Below are 18,348 nucleotides of genomic sequence, written 5' to 3'. Positions count from 1 at the left end.
CGCCCCGCCGGCCGCCCGCCACCACGCCCCGCCGCGCTCCCGTCGGCGCGGAGGCCCCCACCGAGGCCGAAGGCCCGCTCCCCCGGTCGTCGGGGGCGCGGGCCTTCGGCTACGGGCGTCGCAGCTACGTGCGGGCCTCTCAGGTACGGGCGGGGCGGTGTTCCGCTCAGGCGCCGATGGCGTGCAGACCGCCGTCGACGTGGACGATCTCGCCGGTGGTCTTCGGGAACCAGTCGCTCAGCAGCGCCACGACACCGCGGCCGGCCGGCTCGGGGTCCTTCAGGTCCCACTCCAGCGGGGAGCGGGTGTCCCACACGGAGGCCAGCTCGCTGAAGCCCGGGATGGACTTGGCGGCCATGGAGCCGAGCGGGCCCGCCGAGATGAGGTTGCAGCGGATGTTCTGCTTGCCCAGGTCGCGTGCGATGTAGCGGCTGGTGGCCTCCAGGGCGGCCTTGGCCGGGCCCATCCAGTCGTACTGCGGCCAGGCGAACGAGGCGTCGAAGGTGAGGCCGACGACCGAGCCGCCGTTCTGCATCAGCGGCAGGCAGGCCATGGTCAGGGACTTCAGGGAGAACGCCGAGACGTGCATCGCCGTGGCGACGGACTCGAACGGCGTGTTGAGGAAGTTGCCGCCGAGCGCGTCCTGCGGCGCGAAGCCGATGGAGTGGACGACGCCGTCGAGGCCGCCGAACTCCTCGCCGACGACGTCGGCGAGCCGCCCGAGGTGCTCGTCGTTGGTGACGTCGAGCTCGATGACCTTGGTGGGCTTGGGGAGCTTCTTGGCGATGCGCTCGGTCAGCGTCGGCCGCGGGAAGGCCGTGAGGATGACCTCGGCGCCCTGCTCCTGGGCCAGCCTGGCCGTGTGGAAGGCGATGGAGGCCTCCGTCAGCACACCGGTGATCAGGACGCGCTTGCCCTCGAGAATTCCGCTCATGGTGATCAGTGACCCATTCCCAGTCCGCCGTCAACGGGGATGACGGCTCCAGTGATGTACGAGGCCTCGTCCGAGGCGAGGAACCGCACCGCGGCGGCGATCTCCTCCGGCTGCGCGTACCGGCCGAGCGGCACCTGCGCCACGATGTTCTCGCGCTGCTCGTCGTTGAGCGCGCGGGTCATGTCGGTGTCGACGAAGCCGGGGGCGACGACGTTGAAAGTGATGTTGCGCGAGCCCAGCTCACGGGCGAGGGACCGCGCGAAGCCGACCAGGCCGGCCTTGGAGGCGGCGTAGTTCGCCTGCCCCGCCGAGCCGAGCAGACCGACGACCGAGGAGATCAGGACGACGCGGCCCTTCTTGGCGCGCAGCATGCCGCGGTTGGCGCGCTTGACGACGCGGAAGGTGCCGGTGAGGTTGGTCTCGAGGACCGAGGTGAAGTCCTCCTCGGACATGCGCATCAGGAGCTGGTCCCGGGTGACGCCGGCGTTGGCGACCAGGACCTCGACCGGGCCGTGCCCGGCCTCGATCTCCTTGTAGGCCTGCTCCACCTGCTCGGGGTCGGTGATGTCGCACCTGACCGCGAGGAACCCGGCCGGCGGCTCGCCCGAACGGTACGTGATCGCGACCTTGTCGCCGGCGTCGGCGAACGCACGGGCGATGGCGAGGCCGATGCCCCGGTTGCCTCCGGTGACGAGAACCGAGCGGCTCAACGGATCACCCTTTCGATAGCGGTCTGACAACCCGCCCGGACACCTGGATGAGCAGGCGGCTTCCCCGAAAACCTATCGGTCCGGCCGTGCCGGGGGACAATCGGGCACCAACAGTGGCGCATCCCCGCTCCTGTCGGGTTCCTACAGTCGGCGGGCCCGGCCGGTCCGGCGTGCCGGGCAGCCGCACGGGCGCGCCACCCCGGTGGCCTCCGGCATCCGTTCGCCGTGGGTGACCGGATACGCGGGTACGCCTCCGGTCCGCGCGGGGCCCGGCCGGCAGGGGCGTTGCGGGGTGCCGCCGAAGTGCCGTTGCCGCCCGCGCGGAAGCGTGCGTCATCCACGGGTTCCGCGGCGGTGAGACGTGGTTCACTGCCTGCGACCGTCACCGCAGGAGAGCATTCGAAGGGAAACCCACCCGTGCCCCACGAAGTGGATCAGTCATTCCTGGCACTGCCCCTACGTGCCCTGGCCGACGCGGCGCTCGCCCGCGCGCGGGCGCTCGGGGCCGAGCACGCCGACTTCCGGTTCGAGCGGGTGCGCAACGCCTCCTGGCAGTTCCGGGACGCCCGGCTCGCCGGGTCGTCGGACACCACCGACCTGGGGTACGCGGTCCGGGTGGTGCACGGCGGCACGTGGGGGTTCGCCTCCGGCGTGGACCTGACCATGGACGCGGCCGCCCGGGTCGCCTCGCAGGCCGTGGCGATGGCGAAGCTGTCCGCCCAGGTGATCGCGGCGGCCGGGTCGCAGGAGCACGTCGAGCTCGCCGACGAGCCGGTGCACGCCGACAAGACGTGGGTGTCGTCGTACGAGACCGACCCGTTCGCGGTGCCGGACGAGGAGAAGCAGGCGCTGCTGACCGAGTGGAGCGCGCGGCTGCTGGCCGCGGACGGCGTCGACCACGTCGACGCCTCACTGCTCACCGTGCACGAGAACAAGTTCTACGCCGACACCGCCGGGACCGTGACCACCCAGCAGCGGGTGCGGCTGCATCCGCAGCTGACGGCCGTGTCCGTCGACGACTCCAGCGGCGAGTTCGACTCCCTGCGCACCCTCGCCCCGCCCGCCGGGCGCGGCTGGGAGTACCTGACCGGCACCGGCTGGGACTGGGAGGGCGAGCTGGAGCGGATGCCGGAGCTGCTGGCCGAGAAGATGCGCGCGCCGAGCGTCGAGCCGGGCCAGTACGACCTGGTCGTCGACCCGTCCAACCTGTGGCTGACCATCCACGAGTCCATCGGCCACGCCACCGAGCTGGACCGGGCCCTCGGCTACGAGGCCGCCTACGCCGGCACCTCCTTCGCCACCTTCGACCAGCTCGGCAAGCTCCGGTACGGCTCGGAGCTGATGAACGTCACCGGCGACCGCACCGCCGAGCACGGCCTGGCGACCGTCGGCTACGACGACGAGGGCGTGGAGGCCCAGTCCTGGGACCTGGTCAGGGACGGCACGCTGGTCGGCTACCAGCTGGACCGGCGCATCGCGCGGCTGACCGGGTTCGAGCGGTCCAACGGGTGCGCCTTCGCCGACTCGCCGGCGCACGTGCCGGTGCAGCGCATGGCCAACGTGTCGCTGCTGCCGGACCCGGCGGGACTGTCCACGGAGGACCTGATCGGCGGCGTCGACCGGGGCATCTACGTCGTCGGGGACCGGTCGTGGTCCATCGACATGCAGCGCTACAACTTCCAGTTCACCGGGCAGCGCTTCTTCCGGATCGAGAACGGCCGCATCACCGGGCAGCTGCGGGACGTCGCCTACCAGGCGACGACCACGGACTTCTGGGGCTCCATGGCGGCCGTCGGCGGCCCGGGCACGTACGTCCTCGGCGGCGCCTTCAACTGCGGCAAGGCCCAGCCGGGGCAGACCGCGGCGGTCTCCCACGGCTGCCCGTCGGCCCTCTTCCGGGGCGTCACCATTCTGAACACCACGCAGGAGGCCGGCCGATGAGTTCGCGCACCGACAGGCCGTACGAGATCGTCGAGCGGGCCCTGGAGCTGTCCCGTGCCGACGGGTGCGTCGTGATCGCCGACGAGCAGTCCACGGCCAATCTGCGCTGGGCGGGCAACGCGCTGACGACGAACGGGGTCACGCGCGGGCGCACGCTCACCGTCGTCGCGACCGTCGACGGCCGGGAGGGCACCTCCTCGGGCGTGGTGTCGCGGTCCGCGGTGACCAGCGACGAGCTGGAGCCGCTGGTGCGGGCGGCCGAGGCCGCCGCGCGCGGGGCCGGGCCCGCCGAGGACGCGCAGCCGCTGGTCGCCGGCGTGCCCGCCTCCCCCGACTTCACCGACGCGCCCGCCGAGACGTCGTCGGCGGTGTTCGCGGACTTCGCGCCGGCGCTCGGCGAGGCGTTCGCCCGGGCGCGGGCCGGCGGCCGCGAGCTGTACGGCTTCGCCCACCACGAGATGGTGTCGACCTACCTCGGGACGTCGACGGGGCTGCGGCTGCGCCACGACCAGCCGGGCGGCACGCTGGAGCTGAACGCCAAGTCCCCGGACCGCACCCGGTCGGCGTGGGCCGGCCGCTCCACGCGCGACTTCAGGGACGTCGACCCGGCCGCGCTGGACGCGGAGCTGGCGGTCCGGCTGGGCTGGGCCGAGCGGCGGACCGCGCTGCCCGCGGGCCGCTACGAGACGCTGCTGCCGCCGACCGCGGTCGCGGACCTGCTGATCTACCAGATGTGGTCGTCCTCGGGCCGGGACGCGGCCGAGGGGCGGACGGTGTTCTCGCGGCCCGGCGGCGGCACGCGCGTCGGGGACAAGCTCAGCGAGCTGCCGCTGACCCTGCGCAGCGACCCGCACGAGCCGGGTCTCGAGTGCGCACCGTTCGTCGTCGCGCACTCCTCCGGGGGCGACATGTCCGTGTTCGACAACGGTCTGCCGGTGCCGGCGGTCGAGTGGATCGGCGACGGCGCGCTGCGGCACCTGCTGACCACCCGGCACAGCGCGGGCCTGACCGGGCTGCCGGTGGCCCCGTCCGCCGGGAACCTGATCCTGGACGGCGGCTCGGACCGCGGTCTGGAGGAGATGGTGGCGGGCACCGAGCGAGGACTGCTGCTGACCTGCCTGTGGTACATCCGCGAGGTCGACCCGGCGACGCTGCTGCTGACCGGCCTGACCCGGGACGGCGTCTACCTGGTCGAGAACGGCGAGGTGACCGGGGAGGTGAACAACTTCCGGTTCAACGAGTCGCCGGTGGACCTCCTGGCGCGGGTCACGGAGGCGGGGCGCACCGAGAAGACGCTGCCGCGGGAGTGGAGCGACTGGTTCACCCGGGCCGCGATGCCCGCGCTGCGCGTCCCGGATTTCAACATGAGCTCGGTCAGCCAGGGCGTATAACCTCGTAGGCGGCTGTCACCCGACTGCCGGAAGATCATCGAGGAGACACGAGAACCGTGACGGACATCGTCGACGAGCTGAAGTGGCGCGGGCTGTTCGCCCTGTCCACCGACGAGGACGCCTTGCGCAAGGCGCTCGCGGACGGTCCCGTCACGTTCTATTGCGGCTTCGACCCGACGGCGCCGTCACTGCACGTCGGGCACCTGGTGCAGGTGCTCACCGTGCGCCGGCTCCAGCAGGCCGGGCACCGGCCGCTGGCGCTGGTCGGCGGCGCCACGGGCCTGATCGGCGACCCGCGCCCGACCGCGGAGCGCACGCTGAACGACCCGGAGACGGTCGCCGGCTGGGTGGACCGGCTGCGCGGCCAGATCGAGCCGTTCCTGTCCTTCGAGGGTGAGAACGCGGCGGTCATGGTGAACAACCTGGACTGGACGCGGGACCTGTCGGCGATCGAGTTCCTGCGCGACATCGGCAAGCACTTCCGCGTCAACAAGATGCTGACGAAGGACTCCGTCGCCCGGCGTCTGGAGTCCGACCAGGGCATCAGCTACACCGAGTTCAGCTACCAGATCCTGCAGGGCATGGACTTCCTGCAGCTGTACCGCCGCTACGGCTGCACGCTTCAGCAGGGCGGCAGCGACCAGTGGGGCAACCTCACCGCGGGCCTGGACCTGATCCACCGGCTGGAGCCGCACGCCGAGGTGCACGCGCTGGCGACGCCGCTGATGACGAAGGCGGACGGCACCAAGTTCGGCAAGACCGAGGGCGGCGCCGTCTGGCTGGACCCGGAGATGACGACGCCGTACGCGTTCTACCAGTTCTGGCTGAACGTGGACGACCGCGACATCTCGCGGTACATGCGGATCCTGTCCTTCAGGTCCCGCGAGGAGCTCGAGGAGCTGGAGGAGCAGACGCGGCAGCGTCCGCAGGCCCGTGCCGCGCAGCGCGCGCTGGCCGAGGAGCTGACGACGCTGGTGCACGGCGCCGACCAGACGGCGGCCGTGATCGCCGCGTCCAGGGCCCTGTTCGGCCAGGGCGAGCTGGCGGACCTCGACGAGCGGACGCTCGCCGCGGCCCTGTCCGAGGTCCCGCACGTCCGGGTCGCCGAGCTCGGCCCGGTGGTCGACCTGTTCACCGAGGTCGGTCTGGTGGCCAGCAAGTCGGCCGCGCGCCGCACGGTCAAGGAGGGCGGCGTCTACGTGAACAACGTCAAGATCACCGCCGAGGACGCGGTTCCCGCCCGGGAGGACCTGCTGCACGGCCGCTGGCTGGTGCTGCGCCGGGGCAAGAAGAACCTGGCGGCGGTCGAGGTCACCGGCGCCTGAGCCGGAACGCACGGTGAAGGGGGCGGCTCTCCGGAGCCGCCCCCTTCACCGTGCGGCCCTCCCCGGGCGACCGGCGCCTTCGCCGGACCGCGGCCCCGGCTCGGCAGCCGGGGCCGCCACCCGCCCGGGGTCGCAGCCCGCCTTCGCTCTGATCCGGACGGAAGCCTCCTAAATGGTCTGCCGCTGCTTCCTCCTGTTGTTCCGCAGGGCCATGTAGGCCATGTCGCCGAGGCCGACGATGATGATCGCGGCGACGAGCTGGAAGAGGTGCCGCCACCAGTCGATGCCGGGTGTCGCCCCGACTCCGAGCCCACGGGCGATCGCGTTGCCGATGAGGGCGCCCAGCATGCCGAAGATGGTGGTCAGCCACAGGGGACTGTGCTGCTTGCCGGGGATGATCGCCTTGGCGATCAGGCCCAGCACGAACCCCACGATGATTGCCCACAACCAGCCCATGGCTGCCTCCTCGTACGCCTCGACCGATAGTCACCGCCAGTGTCGGCCGCCCGGGCGTACGGCGCATGTCGGACAGCGCGGGCACGGCGGGAGGCCGGGCGGGTGCGCACGGGCACGGGCCCGCCGCGGGGGGGCGCGGGGCGCCGCGCTCCCCTCCCCGCGGGCGGCCGGCGCGGAAGAGCGCAGGCCGGACGCGCCACGCGGGGAGCCCCCGGTCTCGAAGGCGGCGGGACCGCGGCGTACCGTGGACCTGTTCGGGGACCGCGCTCCCGACCGGATGCGGACGGGGCCACGGCCGGGAGAAGTCCGAAACGGGCGGATGGTGGATTGTGATGCGGATGCTGCGTGGCGGCGGCGCCGAGGTGGTCCGGATCACCGGAGCCCGGGCGGGCCTGCAGGAGGACGTGCGAGGCCGCCAGCGGCGGTATGTGATCTCGATGTCGGTCCGGACGCTGGCGGTGATCCTCGCGGCCACCCTCTGGAACGTCGAGCGGCACGTGGCGATCGTGGCCCTGGTGCTGGGTGCGGTGCTGCCGTACATCGCGGTCGTGGTGGCCAACGCCGGGCGCGAGCGGGCGCCGTCGCTGCCCTCGACCTTCGTGACCGTGCCGACGCGCCCGATGATCGCGCCCCCGCGCACGACCGGCGCGGACACGGACGACGACGGCTCCGAGCGCGCCGACGCGAGCGGCGGGGGCCGCGACTTCGGGGAATCCGCTGCGCGGGACGCCGCCGCCGATCCGCCCGCGGGGATGCCCGGCGAGCGGTCCGAGCGGAGCTGACCTCCACGGGCCGAGGGGACGGGCCACAAACGGAGCGAGAGCTTCGCACCAAGCTCAAGAAAACCTCAGATCAATCGTGTTGTTCCGGTGCCGGGCGACGGGTTACCCGTGACATACTTCGTAGGCGCTCCGCATCCCCCGTCGGAGCGACAGACCGACGCCGGGCAGCTCCCCCCGTGGCTGCTCGGCGTCGCCTTGTTCCGCTGTGGTGAGACGAACCTGTGAGTGACACGATCTGCTCCGCCAAGGGCTGCCGCGCCGACGCCGTGTGGGTGCTGGCCTGGAACAACCCCAAGATCCACACGCCGGAGCGGCGCAAGACATGGCTGGCCTGCGACGAGCACCGCGAGCACCTGTCGCAGTTCCTCGGCGTGCGGGGCTTTCTGAAGGACGTGGTCCCGCTGCGGGAGTGGCAGGCGTCCGAGGGCGCGTAGCACCCGTCCGGCGGCATCGCGCCGGACGGACCGCCACGGTATCGCGCCGGGCCGGGGCTATCCGCCGATCGCCGACATGGGGCGGTCCGGCTGCACGAACGACGGATCGTCCAGCCCCGCGCCCGCCTTCTTGCCCCACATCGCCTGCCGCCAGATGCGGGCGATCTCCTCGTCGGGGGCGCCCGAGCGCAGGGCGGCGCGCAGGTCGGTCTCCTCGGTGGCGAACAGGCAGGTGCGCACCTGGCCGTCGGCCGTGAGGCGGGTGCGGTCGCAGGCCGAGCAGAACGGGCGGGTGACGGAGGCGATGACGCCGACGCGGTGCGGGCCGCCGTCGACGATCCAGCGCTCCGCCGGCGCCGAGCCGCGCTCCCGGGCATCCTCGGCGGTCAGCTCGAAGCGGGTGCGCAGGGCGGCCAGGATGTCGCCCGCGGTGACCATGCCCTCGCGCTTCCAGCCGTGCTGCGCGTCCAGGGGCATCTGCTCGATGAAGCGGAGCTCGTAGTCGTGCTCCACGGCCCAGGCGAGCAGGTCGGGGGCCTCGTCGTCGTTCAGGCCCGGCATCAGGACCGCGTTGACCTTCACCGGCGTCAGACCGGCCTCGCGTGCGGCGTGCAGGCCCTCGAGGACGTCCTTGTGGCGGTCCCGGCGGGTGAGCGCCTTGAAGACGTCCGGGCGCAGGGTGTCCAGGGAGACGTTGACCCGGTCCAGGCCGGCCTCTTTCAGGGCCGTCGCCGTGCGCTTCAGGCCGATGCCGTTGGTCGTCAGGGACATCCGGGGGCGGGGGTCGAGGGCGGCGACGCGCTCCACGATGCCGGGCAGGCCGGGGCGCAGCAGCGGCTCGCCGCCCGTGAACCGGACCTCCTCGATGCCCAGGGAGGTGACCGCGACGTCGATGAGGCGGACGATCTCGTCGTCCGTGAGCAGGTCGGGCTTGGCCAGCCACTGCAGGCCCTCCTCGGGCATGCAGTAGCTGCACCGCAGGTTGCACCGGTCGGTCAGGGAGACCCTCAGGTCGGTGGCCACCCGGCCGTAGGTGTCGATGAGCACGTGGGCCCCCTCCCGCGTCGCGGATCCCGTCTTTCGTCATCTGCGAGCCTACGTGACGGCGCCGACATCGACACCGGCCGGCACCACGGGACGCGCGCACGGCCGCGTCGCGGATCCTCGCCTCGCGGGCAGGAGGTGCACGACGCGGCCGTGGGGCGGGGCTTCGGGGCGCCCTGCGCGCGGAGGGCGCCCGCCGGCTCAGTGGGCCCCGGTGCCGGTCAGCGACCGCACCTCCAGCTCCGCGAACTTGGCGGGGTCCGGCTTCTCCTTCGACAGCAGGGTGCCGACGACGCCGAGCAGGAAGCCCGCCGGGATGGAGATCAGCCCCGGGTTCTCCAGCGGGAACCAGTGGAAGTCGACCTCCGGGAACATCGACGTCGGCTTGCCCGAGACCACCGGCGAGAACAGCACCAGGCCGACCGCGGTGACGAGGCCGCCGTAGATCGACCACAGGGCTCCGGAGGTGGTGAACCGCTTCCAGAACAGGCTGTAGAGGATCGTCGGCAGGTTGGCGGAGGCGGCGACCGCGAAGGCGAGGGCCACCAGACCGGCCACGTTCATGTCGCGGGCGAGGGCGCCCAGCAGGATGGAGACGGCGCCGATGCCGACCGTGGCCCAGCGGGCCGCGCGCATCTCCTCCTTCTCGCCGGCCTGGCCCTTCTTGATGACGTTGGCGTAGATGTCGTGCGCGAAGGAGGACGACGAGGCCAGCGTCAGGCCCGCGACGACCGCGAGGATCGTGGCGAAGGCGACCGCGGAGATGGTGGCGAGCAGGATGGCGCCCCAGCTGGAGTCGACGCCTCCCAGGTGCAGGGCGAGCAGGGGTGCGGCCGTGTTGCCCGCCTTGTTGGAGGCGATGATCTCGTCCGGCTTGATCAGCGCGGCGGCGCCGAAGCCGAGGGCGATGGTCATCAGGTAGAAGGCGCCGATGAGGCCGATCGCCCAGTTCACGGACTTCCGGGCGGCCTTGGCGGTGGGCACCGTGTAGAAGCGGATCAGGATGTGCGGCAGGCCCGCGGTGCCGAGGACCAGCGCGATGCCGAGGGAGACGAAGTCCAGCTTGGTCGTGCCGGTGGCGCCGTACTTCAGGCCGGGCTCCAGGAAGGCGGCGCCCTTGCCGCTGTTGCTCGCGGCCTTGCCGAGCAGGTCGGAGACGTTGAAGCCGAACTTCAGCAGGACGAGGAAGGTCAGCAGCAGGGCGCCCGCCATGAGCAGGACGGCCTTGACCATCTGCACCCAGGTGGTGCCCTTCATGCCGCCGATGGTGACGTAGACGATCATCAGCACGCCGACCAGGCCGACGATGGCGATCTTCCCGCCGTCGCTGGTGATGCCGAGGAGCAGGGAGACGAGGACGCCCGCGCCGGCCATCTGCGCCAGCAGGTAGAAGATCGACACGACGATGGTCGACGTGCCCGCCGCGGTACGGACCGGCCGCTGGCGCATCCGGTAGGCGAGGACGTCGCCCATGGTGTAGCGGCCGGAGTTGCGCAGCGGCTCGGCGACCAGCAGCAGGGCCACCAGCCAGGCCACCAGGAAGCCGATCGAGTACAGGAAGCCGTCGTAGCCGAAGAGGGCGATGGCGCCCGCGATGCCGAGGAAGGACGCGGCGGACATGTAGTCGCCGGAGACGGCGAGGCCGTTCTGGAAGGCGGTGAACTGCCGCCCGCCCGCGTAGAAGTCGGCGGCGCTCTTCGTCTGCCGGCCCGCCCAGACGGTGATGCCGAGCGTCGCGAGGACGAACACCGCGAACAGGGTGATGATCAGCGGCCGGTGCTCGCCGGCCTCGCCGGCGGCCAGGACCAGTGCGTCGCTCATGCGCCGCCCTCCATACGGTTCTTGATGGCCTCGGCCTTCGGGTCGAGCCGGGCGGCCGCGTGCCGGGAGTACCACCACGCGATGAGGAACGTGGTGAGGAACTGGGCGAGTCCGAGCACCAGGGCGACGTTGACGTTGCCGAACAGCCGGGTGCCCATGAAGTCGCCGGCGTAGTTCGACAGCAGGACGTAGACGAGGTACCAGGCGATGAACGCCACGGTCAGCGGGAAGGCGAAGGAGCGGTAGGAGCGGCGCAGTTCGCCGAACTCCGCGCTCTGCTGCACCTGCGCGTACTCCTCGCGGGTGGGGAGCGGTTGCTGTGCTGCCGAGGGTGGCGGTGCGTCGGTGGCCACGGGATCTCCTCGCGGTGCGGGTGCGGTTGCGGCAGGGGGCCCGGCGGTGCCCGCGCCTCCTGAGGAGAGTCCACGGCGCCGCGGGGGGACCGGTTCACGTCAGCGGCGGACTTTTGGAAGTCGTGTCGCGAAGTCATTGCTGGCCAGCAGGACGGGGGGATAGTTTCGCCCTGCAACACCCGTCATGTACCTGCCCGAGAACCACCTGTGTCTCGGGCGGATTTGTGCCCGGATGATGTGGAGACCCCATGGCTCATTCGCGTTCCAGACGCAGGCTCGCTCTCGCCGTGCCCGTCGTGCTGTCGCTGACCGCCTCGCTCGGCTTCCTCCCGGCGGCGGCGTCGGCGGCGCCCCGCGCGGAGTCCGCCACGCGGGCCGAGGACGCGCCCACCTTCGCGTACGTCGTCAACACCAGGACCGACCGCCGCACGATCGCCTCCGTGGAGCGGGCGATACGCGCGGCGGACGGCACGATCGTCGTGACGTACGACAGGATCGGCGTCATCGTCGTCCACTCGGCGAACCCTGACTTCGCGCAGCGGATGCGCACGGTGCGGGGCGTGCAGTCGGCGGGCGCCACGCGGACCTCGCCGCTCAGCGCGTCCGGCACGACGGACGAGGGCGCGGTGCGGTACCTGACGAAGGCGGAGGCGGCGCGGGCCGCACGGGCCGCCGCGGACGGGAGTGAGCCCCTCGAGGCCGACCAGTGGGACCTGCGCGCGATCGGCGCCGACCGCGCCGCGAAGATCGATCCGGGCAGCAGGAACGTGACCGTCGCCGTGATCGACACCGGCGTCGACGACACCCACCCGGACCTGGCCCCGAACTTCTCCCCGTCGCAGTCGGCGAACTGCGTCAGCGGCAAGGCGGACACCACCTACGGCTCGTGGCGGCCGGTGGACGCCGACCACTACCACGGCACCCACGTGGCGGGCGAGATAGCCGCGGCCCGCAACGGCATAGGCGTCGCCGGTGTGGCGCCCGGCGTGAAGGTCGCCGGCATCACCGTCGCCCAGCCGGACGAGAACCAGCTGTTCTTCCCCGAAAGCGTCGTGTGCGCCTTCGTGTTCGCCGCCGACCACGGTGTGGAGATCACCAACAACAGCTACTACGTGGACCCCTGGCAGTACAACTGCCTCGGCGACCCGGACCAGAAGGCCATCGTCGACGCGGTCGACCGGGCCCAGCTGTACGCCCGGAGCAAGGGCACCCTGAACGTCGCCGCGGCCGGCAACGCCAACCACGACCTGGACGCCGACGCGATCCTCGACGACGCCAGCCCCGACGACTCCACCGCCGTGGAGCGGACGGTCGACCCCCACACGTGCCTCGACATCCCGACCCAGCTGCCGGGTGTCGTCACGGTCGGCGCGGTCGGCGTCAAGGGCACCAAGTCGTACTACTCCAGCTACGGCCTGGGCGTCGTCGACGTCGCCGCGCCGGGCGGCGACAAGTACCAGATCCCCGACACGCCGTCGCACAACGGCCGCATCCTGTCCACGCTGCCCGGCAACGAGTACGGCTTCCTGCAGGGCACGTCGATGGCCACCCCGCACGTCGCCGCCGTGGCCGCCCTGCTCAAGTCCGCGCACCCGCACGCCACTCCGGCCCAGCTGCAGGCGCTGCTGAAGGCCCAGGCGGACAACCCGGGATGCCCGGCCGACCCGTACGACGGCGACGGCGACGGCGTCGCGGACGCCACGTGCGCCGGCGGCAAGCACGTCAACGGCTTCTACGGACACGGCGTCGTGAACGCGCTGCGCGCGGTCAAGTAGCCCGCCCCCCACGACCTCCCGCACGGCCGGCTGATCGCGGGCCGACGGTCCGCGAACGAACGAACTGGAGAAACCATCAGATGACAGCGCCTCACCCGCGCTACCGCCGCGCCCTGGTCCTGCCCCTCGGGATGGCCATGGCGTCGGCCCTCGCGTTCCTGCCGAACACGGCGTCCGCGGCCCCGGCCGCGCCCGCCGCCACGACGGCCGGCGCGACCTCGCTCAGCTACGTCGTCAACGTCCACCCCGGACACGGCGTCGCCGCGCACGTGAAGCAGGCCATCGGCAAGGCCGGCGGCACGGTGGTGGCGTCGTACGACGAGATCGGCGTCATCGTCGCCCACTCGTCGGACCCGCGCTTCGCCGAGACCGTGCGCGCGGTCCGCGGGGTGGACTCCGCGGGCGCCACCCGCACCGCGCCGCTGCCCGCCCAGTCGACGGCCGACGTCGGCACGCCCAAGGCGCTGACCGCCGCGGAGCTGGCGCAGGCCCGGACGCAGGCGGCCGGCGGGCAGGACCCGCTGGAGCCGCTGCAGTGGGACCTGCCGGCCATCAAGGCGGACAAGGCGCACGAGAAGTCCCTCGGCAGCCCCGAGGTCACCGTCGCCGTGATCGACACCGGCGTCGACGACACCCACCCCGACATCGCCCCGAACTTCGACCGCGCGGCCTCCGTCAACTGCGTGTCGGGCGCACCGAACACGGCCGACGGGGCCTGGCGCCCGGGCGCGTCGGAGAGCCCGCACGGCACGCACGTCGCCGGTGAGATCGCCGCCGCCCGCAACGGCGTCGGCATGACGGGGGTGGCGCCGGGCGTGAAGGTCTCCGGCATCAAGGTCGCCAACCCGGACGGGTTCTTCTACACGGAGGCCGTGGTCTGCGGCTTCGTGTGGGCGGCCGAGCACGGCGTCGACGTGACCAACAACAGCTACTACACCGACCCGTGGTACTTCAACTGCGCCGACGACCCGGACCAGAAGGCGCTGGTGGAGGCCATCACCCGGGCCACGCGGTACGCGGAGAAGAAGGGCGCGGTCAACGTCGCGGCGGCGGGCAACGAGAACTACGACCTCGCGTCGCACTCGATCACCGATCCGTCCTCCCCGAACGACTCCACGCCGTCGGACCGGGTCGTCGACCCGCACAAGTGCTTCGACATACCGACCCAGCTGCCGGGTGTCGTCACCGTCGCGGCGACCGGGGCGAAGGGCCTGAAGTCGTCGTTCTCCAACCACGGCCTGGGCGTCATCGACATCGCCGCGCCCGGCGGCGACTCGACGGCCTACCAGAAGCCCGACGCGCCGGCGACGAGCGGCCTGATCCTCGGCACGCTGCCCGGCGGCAGGTGGGGCTACATGGCCGGTACGTCGATGGCGAGCCCGCACGTCGCGGCGGTCGCCGCCCTGATCAGGTCGACGCACCCGCACGCCCCCGCCGCCGCGGTCAAGGCGCTGCTGTACGCGGAGGCGGACGCCGTGGCGTGCACGGACCCGTACGACATCGACAGCGACGGCAAGGTCGACGCGGTGTGCGAGGGCCCGAAGAACCACAACGGCTTCTACGGCTGGGGCATGGCGGACGCGCTGGACGCGGTGACCAGGTAGGCGCCACGCAGCGGGACGGCGGACAGCCGTGAGGGCCGGGCGGTGCTTCCGCCCGGCCCTTCCGCACCTGTTGATCGAGTGCGTACTGCATGCTGCGGTCCATGACCGACATCGAGTTCGCATGGACGGCGCTGGGCGGCGATGCCGCCCTGCTCAGCCGGGTGTCCACCGTCGTACGGGACGGGGCGCTCGGCGCCCGGCTGCCCGTGAGGGAGCTGGCTCGGGCGTGCGTGGGGGCGTGCGCACTGGCCGCCGCCGAGCTGGGCGCACGGCGGGCCGGGCTGCCCCGGGTGCCCGCGGTACGGGTGGACGACGGAGCCGTGGCCACGGCGTTCGTGAGCGAGCGTCACCTGCTGGTCGACGGGCGGGCCGGCGCCACGTTCGCGCCGCTGTCGCGCTTCTGGCGCACCGCGGACGGCTGGGTGCGCACGCACGCCAACTATCCCCACCACCGGGCGCGGCTGCTGCACGCGCTGGAACTGCCCGGAGACGCCGGCGCGGACGACGTCGCCGGCCGGCTCGCCGAACGGTCCGCCGGCGAGGTGGAGGACGCGGTGTACGGCGCCGGGGGCCTGGCGGTCGCGCTGCGCACGGCGCGGGAGTGGGCGGCGCACGATCAGGGCGCCGCGGCGGCCGCCGGGCCCCTGGTCGAACGGGAGCGGCTGGACACGGCCCGCGCGCGTGCCCTCCGGCCCGCCGGGACCGGCCCGCTGCTCCCCGCGGGCGGGCTGCGCGTGCTGGACCTGAGCCGGGTCATCGCGGGCCCGGTCGCCACCCGCGCACTCGCGCTGCTGGGCGCGGACGTGCTGCGCGTCGACCCGCCGCACCTGCCCGAACTGCCCGACCAGCACGCGGACACCGGCTTCGGGAAGCGGTCGGCGACCCTGGACCTGGCGGCCGACCGGGCGGCGTTCGAGGAACTGCTCGCTTCGGCGGACGTCGTCGTCACCGGGTACCGGCCGGGTTCCCTGGACCGCTTCGGCCTCTCCCCCGAGGCACTGGCCGAACGCCGGCCCGGGCTGGTCGTCGCCCAGCTGTCGGCGTGGGGCACCCGCGGTCCCTGGGGCGGCCGGCGGGGCTTCGACAGCCTGGTGCAGGCCGCCACCGGCATCGCGGCGGCCGAGGGGTCGGCGCAGCGGCCCGGCGCGCTGCCCGCGCAGGCCCTGGACCACGGCACGGGCTATCTGCTGGCGGCGGCGGTGCTGCGGGCGCTGACGGACCAGGCCGACGAGGGCGGCAGCCGCACCGTCCGTCTCTCCCTGGCCCGCACGGCGGCCTGGCTGACGGGCACGGCGGGTGGGGGCCACGCCTCCGGTGCGGCCGGACACAGCGACGCCGGTGGCACGGCCGGGCGGAGCGACGCCGTGCCGCCGGCGACCGGCGCGGCCGGGGGGCGCGACGCCGAGGGCACGGCCCGCGCACACGGTCCGGCGGACGGCGGGGCGCACGGGCGTGCCGACGGCGGCGGCACTGCGCTCGCCTCCGCGGCCGATGGTGCGACTGCCGCGGCATACGACGGGCCGGCCCCGTGGCTCGGCGAGCGGGACAGCCCGATCGGCCGCCTCCGGTACGCGCTGCCCCCCGTCTCCTTCGCCGACGGCCCGGCCGACTGGGCGCGGCCACCGGGCCCGTGGGGCGCGGACGCGGCACGCTGGGCCTGACGACACCGGCCGGGCGCGGTGCCGGGGGCGGCGGCCGGGATTCCTCCTGCCGGCACGAGGCGTCCGCGCCCGGTGACCGCAACCCGGCCGCCGGGCGGGCAAAGCGCCGCGAAGCCGGGCTGATCCGGCACAACGGCCCGCCTATACCCCCACCGCGCCCAGCAGTGTTCCCGCCGCGTACGTCACGCCCATGGCCAGCGCCCCGCCGGCCAGGTTGCGCGCCACCGCGCGCCCCGGCCCGGCCGCGCCGAGGCGGGCGCTGCTCCACCCGGTGAGGATGAGGGCGCTCAGGACAGACCCGACGGTGACACCCAGTCTCCAGTCCGCCGGCGGCAGGACGATGGCCAGCAGCGGGAGCAGGGCGCCGACCGTGAACGCCAGGAAGCTCGCCCAGGCGGCGTGCCAGGGGTTCGTCAGCTGGTCGGGGTCGATGCCGAGCTCCACCCGCGCGTGCGCCCTCAACGCGTCCCGCTCCGTGAGCTGTTCCGCCGCCTCCCTGGCGACGTCGCGCGACAGGCCCCGGTCGGCCAGCATCCGCGTGAGCTCGTCCAGCTCCGCCTCCGGCGACTCCCGCAACTCCCGTCTCTCCAGGGCCAGGGCCGCCCTCTCGGAGTCGCGCTGCGTGGACACCGACACGTACTCCCCCGCCGCCATCGACATCGACCCCGCCAGCAGGCCGGCCAGTCCGGCGGTCAGGAGGGCGGCGCGGGAGTCCGTCGCGCCCGCGACGCCGACGACGAGGCCCGCCGTGGACACGATCCCGTCGTTCGCCCCGAGAACCGCCGCCCGCAGCCAGTTGAGCCGCGCGCCGAGCCGTTCGCCGTGCGCCTCGCCGTGCGCTGGTTCCGTCACGGAGCCGATGATGGCACCCGGGCCCCGGCTCGGCCCCGGTCCGACGTGGCGCCGCCCGCCCGCGACCGCCCGTTTCCTGACACGGCGTCACCGGGCGGCGGCCGCCGCCGCCCGGTGCACCGGCAAGGGCGGGCGTGGCTCTGTCAGGCGCGGCCCGTATCCTCAGGGACCATGCTCGAAGACCGTATGTCCGCAGTGTCCTCCCCCACATCGTGGCCGGTCGCGTATCCCCAGGGATACGCGGTCGTTGACGTGGAGACCACCGGCCTGGCCCGGGACGACCGCATCATCTCCGCGGCCGTCTACCGGCTGGACGCGCGCGGCGAGGTCGAGGACCACTGGTACACGCTGGTCAACCCCGAGCGGGACCCGGGCCCGGTGTGGATACACGGCCTGACGAGCGAGGTGCTCGAGGGCGCCCCCCTCTTCGCGGACATCGCCGAGGAGTTCGCCGCCCGGCTGCGGGACCGGGTGCTCGTCGCGCACAACGCGGTCTTCGACTGGCAGATGATCGCCCGGGAGTACGCACGCGCCCGGCGCGAGGCGCCGGTGCGGCAGCGCCTGTGCACCATCGCCCTGTCCAAGGAGCTGCGGCTGCCGCTGCCCAACCACAAGCTGGAGTCGCTGGCGGCGCACTTCGGCGTCGTCCAGCAGCGGGCGCACCACGCGCTGGACGACGCGCGCGTCCTGGCGGAGGCGTTCCGGCCGAGCCTGCTGGCCGCGGCGGCGGGCGGGGTACGGCTGCCGCTGCTGGAATGCCGCCCGCTGACGGAGTGGTCGGACCGGCCCGTGCCGCGCCAGCAGACGGGCGGCTACGGCGGGTACCGGCCGAGCAGTTGGCGCCCCTCCCGCAAAAGGTCCGCCTGCCCCTATCCCAACCCCGGTCGGTACGAAGAGGGCAAACGGCTCAAGCAGGGCATGCGGGTCGCCTTTTCGGGGGACACCTCGGTGGACCGGGAACTGCTGGAGGACCGCGCGACCGAGGCCGGCCTGCACGTGGCCACCAGCGTCTCCCGGCTCACGAGCCTCCTCGTCACGAACGACCCCGACGCCGGCACGTCGAAGGTGGCCAGGGCACGGCAGTACGGGACACCGGTGATGGACGAGGCGGCGTTCGGCCAGCTGCTGCGCGACGTCGAGCCCGCGGAGGGGGACGGCGGGGCGCCCGCGTCGGACGGTTGATCGCCGGGCCACTCCGCCGCCGCCCGCTCCCCCGCGCCCGGCCGACGGCCCCACTGCCCGCCCCTCGGCGCGACGGCGGGATG

General features: G+C 73.2%; 16 protein-coding genes. 9 read left to right on the top strand and 7 right to left on the bottom strand.

Going from position 1 to position 18,348, the window contains the following annotated elements:
- Positions 1-166 precede the first annotated feature (166 nt).
- Together fabI and fabG are read right to left on the bottom strand one after the other, a co-directional pair.
- A complete protein-coding gene (gene fabI / locus ABZ920_RS06355; RefSeq protein ID WP_361499369.1) occupies positions 167-934 on the bottom strand; it encodes an enoyl-ACP reductase FabI in 768 nt (255 codons plus the stop codon).
- A 5-nt stretch (positions 935-939) separates the two neighbouring features.
- Positions 940-1,644, bottom strand: coding sequence for a 3-oxoacyl-[acyl-carrier-protein] reductase (gene fabG, locus ABZ920_RS06350; RefSeq protein ID WP_361499367.1), 705 nt, complete (start codon positions 1,642-1,644; stop codon positions 940-942).
- Positions 1,645-2,061: 417 nt separating this feature from the next.
- Here fabG and ABZ920_RS06345 point away from each other — a divergent pair, with 417 nt between their 5' ends.
- The 3 genes from ABZ920_RS06345 to tyrS are packed head-to-tail and all read left to right on the top strand — an operon-like array spanning position 2,062 to position 6,301.
- Positions 2,062-3,585 carry a TldD/PmbA family protein gene (locus ABZ920_RS06345; RefSeq protein WP_361499365.1) on the top strand — a complete coding sequence of 508 codons (1,524 nt, stop codon included), beginning with the start codon at positions 2,062-2,064 and terminating at the stop codon, positions 3,583-3,585.
- On the top strand, positions 3,582-4,976 hold the full coding sequence (locus tag ABZ920_RS06340) for a metallopeptidase TldD-related protein (protein ID WP_361499363.1): 1,395 nt from the start codon (positions 3,582-3,584) through the stop codon (positions 4,974-4,976). Before ABZ920_RS06345 ends, ABZ920_RS06340 begins: the two co-directional genes overlap by 4 nt.
- Before the next feature lie 56 nt (positions 4,977-5,032).
- On the top strand, positions 5,033-6,301 hold the full coding sequence (gene tyrS, locus ABZ920_RS06335) for a tyrosine--tRNA ligase (RefSeq protein ID WP_361499361.1): 1,269 nt from the start codon (positions 5,033-5,035) through the stop codon (positions 6,299-6,301).
- Between the two features lie 168 nt (positions 6,302-6,469).
- On the opposite strand, the gene ABZ920_RS06330 is transcribed toward tyrS, so the two are convergent.
- Positions 6,470-6,757 (bottom strand): GlsB/YeaQ/YmgE family stress response membrane protein, encoded by a 288-nt coding sequence (locus tag ABZ920_RS06330; protein ID WP_361499359.1) that lies wholly within the window; start codon positions 6,755-6,757, stop codon positions 6,470-6,472.
- A gap of 332 nt (positions 6,758-7,089) precedes the next feature.
- Between ABZ920_RS06330 and ABZ920_RS06325 the strand changes: the two genes are divergently transcribed.
- The gene (locus ABZ920_RS06325; RefSeq protein ID WP_361499357.1) at positions 7,090-7,539 is read left to right on the top strand and encodes a DUF3099 domain-containing protein; all 450 of its coding nucleotides are present in this window, start codon (positions 7,090-7,092) and stop codon (positions 7,537-7,539) included.
- A 221-nt stretch (positions 7,540-7,760) separates the two neighbouring features.
- Positions 7,761-7,973: a hypothetical protein gene (locus ABZ920_RS06320; protein ID WP_361499355.1), complete on the top strand. Its 213-nt coding sequence runs from the start codon at positions 7,761-7,763 to the stop codon at positions 7,971-7,973.
- Between the two features lie 57 nt (positions 7,974-8,030).
- Here ABZ920_RS06320 and moaA read toward each other — a convergent pair whose 3' ends face one another.
- From moaA to ABZ920_RS06305, 3 genes are all read right to left on the bottom strand, one after another.
- Positions 8,031-9,020, bottom strand: coding sequence for a GTP 3',8-cyclase MoaA (gene moaA, locus ABZ920_RS06315; protein ID WP_361499353.1), 990 nt, complete (start codon positions 9,018-9,020; stop codon positions 8,031-8,033).
- A gap of 198 nt (positions 9,021-9,218) precedes the next feature.
- Entirely contained in the window at positions 9,219-10,838 is a 1,620-nt protein-coding gene (locus tag ABZ920_RS06310) for a cation acetate symporter (protein ID WP_361499351.1), read from the bottom strand.
- Positions 10,835-11,191 (bottom strand): DUF485 domain-containing protein, encoded by a 357-nt coding sequence (locus ABZ920_RS06305; protein ID WP_361499349.1) that lies wholly within the window; start codon positions 11,189-11,191, stop codon positions 10,835-10,837. Before ABZ920_RS06305 ends, ABZ920_RS06310 begins: the two co-directional genes overlap by 4 nt.
- 248 nt (positions 11,192-11,439) lie before the next feature.
- Between ABZ920_RS06305 and ABZ920_RS06300 the strand changes: the two genes are divergently transcribed.
- The 3 genes from ABZ920_RS06300 (at position 11,440) to ABZ920_RS06290 (ending at position 16,231) form a co-directional block, all read left to right on the top strand.
- Positions 11,440-12,966: a S8 family serine peptidase gene (locus tag ABZ920_RS06300; protein WP_361499347.1), complete on the top strand. Its 1,527-nt coding sequence runs from the start codon at positions 11,440-11,442 to the stop codon at positions 12,964-12,966.
- Positions 12,967-13,046: 80 nt separating this feature from the next.
- On the top strand, positions 13,047-14,570 hold the full coding sequence (locus tag ABZ920_RS06295; RefSeq protein WP_361499345.1) for a S8 family serine peptidase: 1,524 nt from the start codon (positions 13,047-13,049) through the stop codon (positions 14,568-14,570).
- Between the two features lie 101 nt (positions 14,571-14,671).
- Complete coding sequence (locus tag ABZ920_RS06290) at positions 14,672-16,231, top strand: CoA transferase (RefSeq protein ID WP_361499343.1); 1,560 nt, start codon at positions 14,672-14,674, stop codon at positions 16,229-16,231.
- 141 nt (positions 16,232-16,372) lie between these two features.
- On the opposite strand, the gene ABZ920_RS06285 is transcribed toward ABZ920_RS06290, so the two are convergent.
- Complete coding sequence (locus ABZ920_RS06285) at positions 16,373-17,083, bottom strand: VIT family protein (RefSeq protein WP_361499341.1); 711 nt, start codon at positions 17,081-17,083, stop codon at positions 16,373-16,375.
- Positions 17,084-17,254: 171 nt separating this feature from the next.
- On the opposite strand from ABZ920_RS06285, the gene ABZ920_RS06280 reads away from it, so the two are divergent.
- Positions 17,255-18,265 (top strand): DEDDh family exonuclease, encoded by a 1,011-nt coding sequence (locus tag ABZ920_RS06280; protein ID WP_361499339.1) that lies wholly within the window; start codon positions 17,255-17,257, stop codon positions 18,263-18,265.
- Positions 18,266-18,348: the final 83 nt, after the last annotated feature.

Source organism: Streptomyces sp. NPDC046831 (assembly GCF_040645305.1).
Taxonomy (GTDB): Bacteria; Actinomycetota; Actinomycetes; order Streptomycetales; family Streptomycetaceae; genus Streptomyces.
This window is presented reverse-complemented; position numbering and strand designations above follow the sequence as displayed.

Bases quoted from the DNA above. Each gene is read 5' to 3' on its own strand.
- fabI (WP_361499369.1), bottom strand. From the start codon at position 934: ATGAGCGGAATTCTCGAGGGCAAGCGCGTCCTGATCACCGGTGTGCTG.
- ABZ920_RS06340 (WP_361499363.1), top strand. From the start codon at position 3,582: ATGAGTTCGCGCACCGACAGGCCGTACGAGATCGTCGAGCGGGCCCTG.
- ABZ920_RS06330 (WP_361499359.1), bottom strand. From the start codon at position 6,757: ATGGGCTGGTTGTGGGCAATCATCGTGGGGTTCGTGCTGGGCCTGATC.
- ABZ920_RS06325 (WP_361499357.1), top strand. From the start codon at position 7,090: ATGCGGATGCTGCGTGGCGGCGGCGCCGAGGTGGTCCGGATCACCGGA.
- ABZ920_RS06310 (WP_361499351.1), bottom strand. From the start codon at position 10,838: ATGAGCGACGCACTGGTCCTGGCCGCCGGCGAGGCCGGCGAGCACCGG.
- ABZ920_RS06300 (WP_361499347.1), top strand. From the start codon at position 11,440: ATGGCTCATTCGCGTTCCAGACGCAGGCTCGCTCTCGCCGTGCCCGTC.
- ABZ920_RS06295 (WP_361499345.1), top strand. From the start codon at position 13,047: ATGACAGCGCCTCACCCGCGCTACCGCCGCGCCCTGGTCCTGCCCCTC.
- ABZ920_RS06290 (WP_361499343.1), top strand. From the start codon at position 14,672: ATGACCGACATCGAGTTCGCATGGACGGCGCTGGGCGGCGATGCCGCC.
- ABZ920_RS06280 (WP_361499339.1), top strand. From the start codon at position 17,255: ATGCTCGAAGACCGTATGTCCGCAGTGTCCTCCCCCACATCGTGGCCG.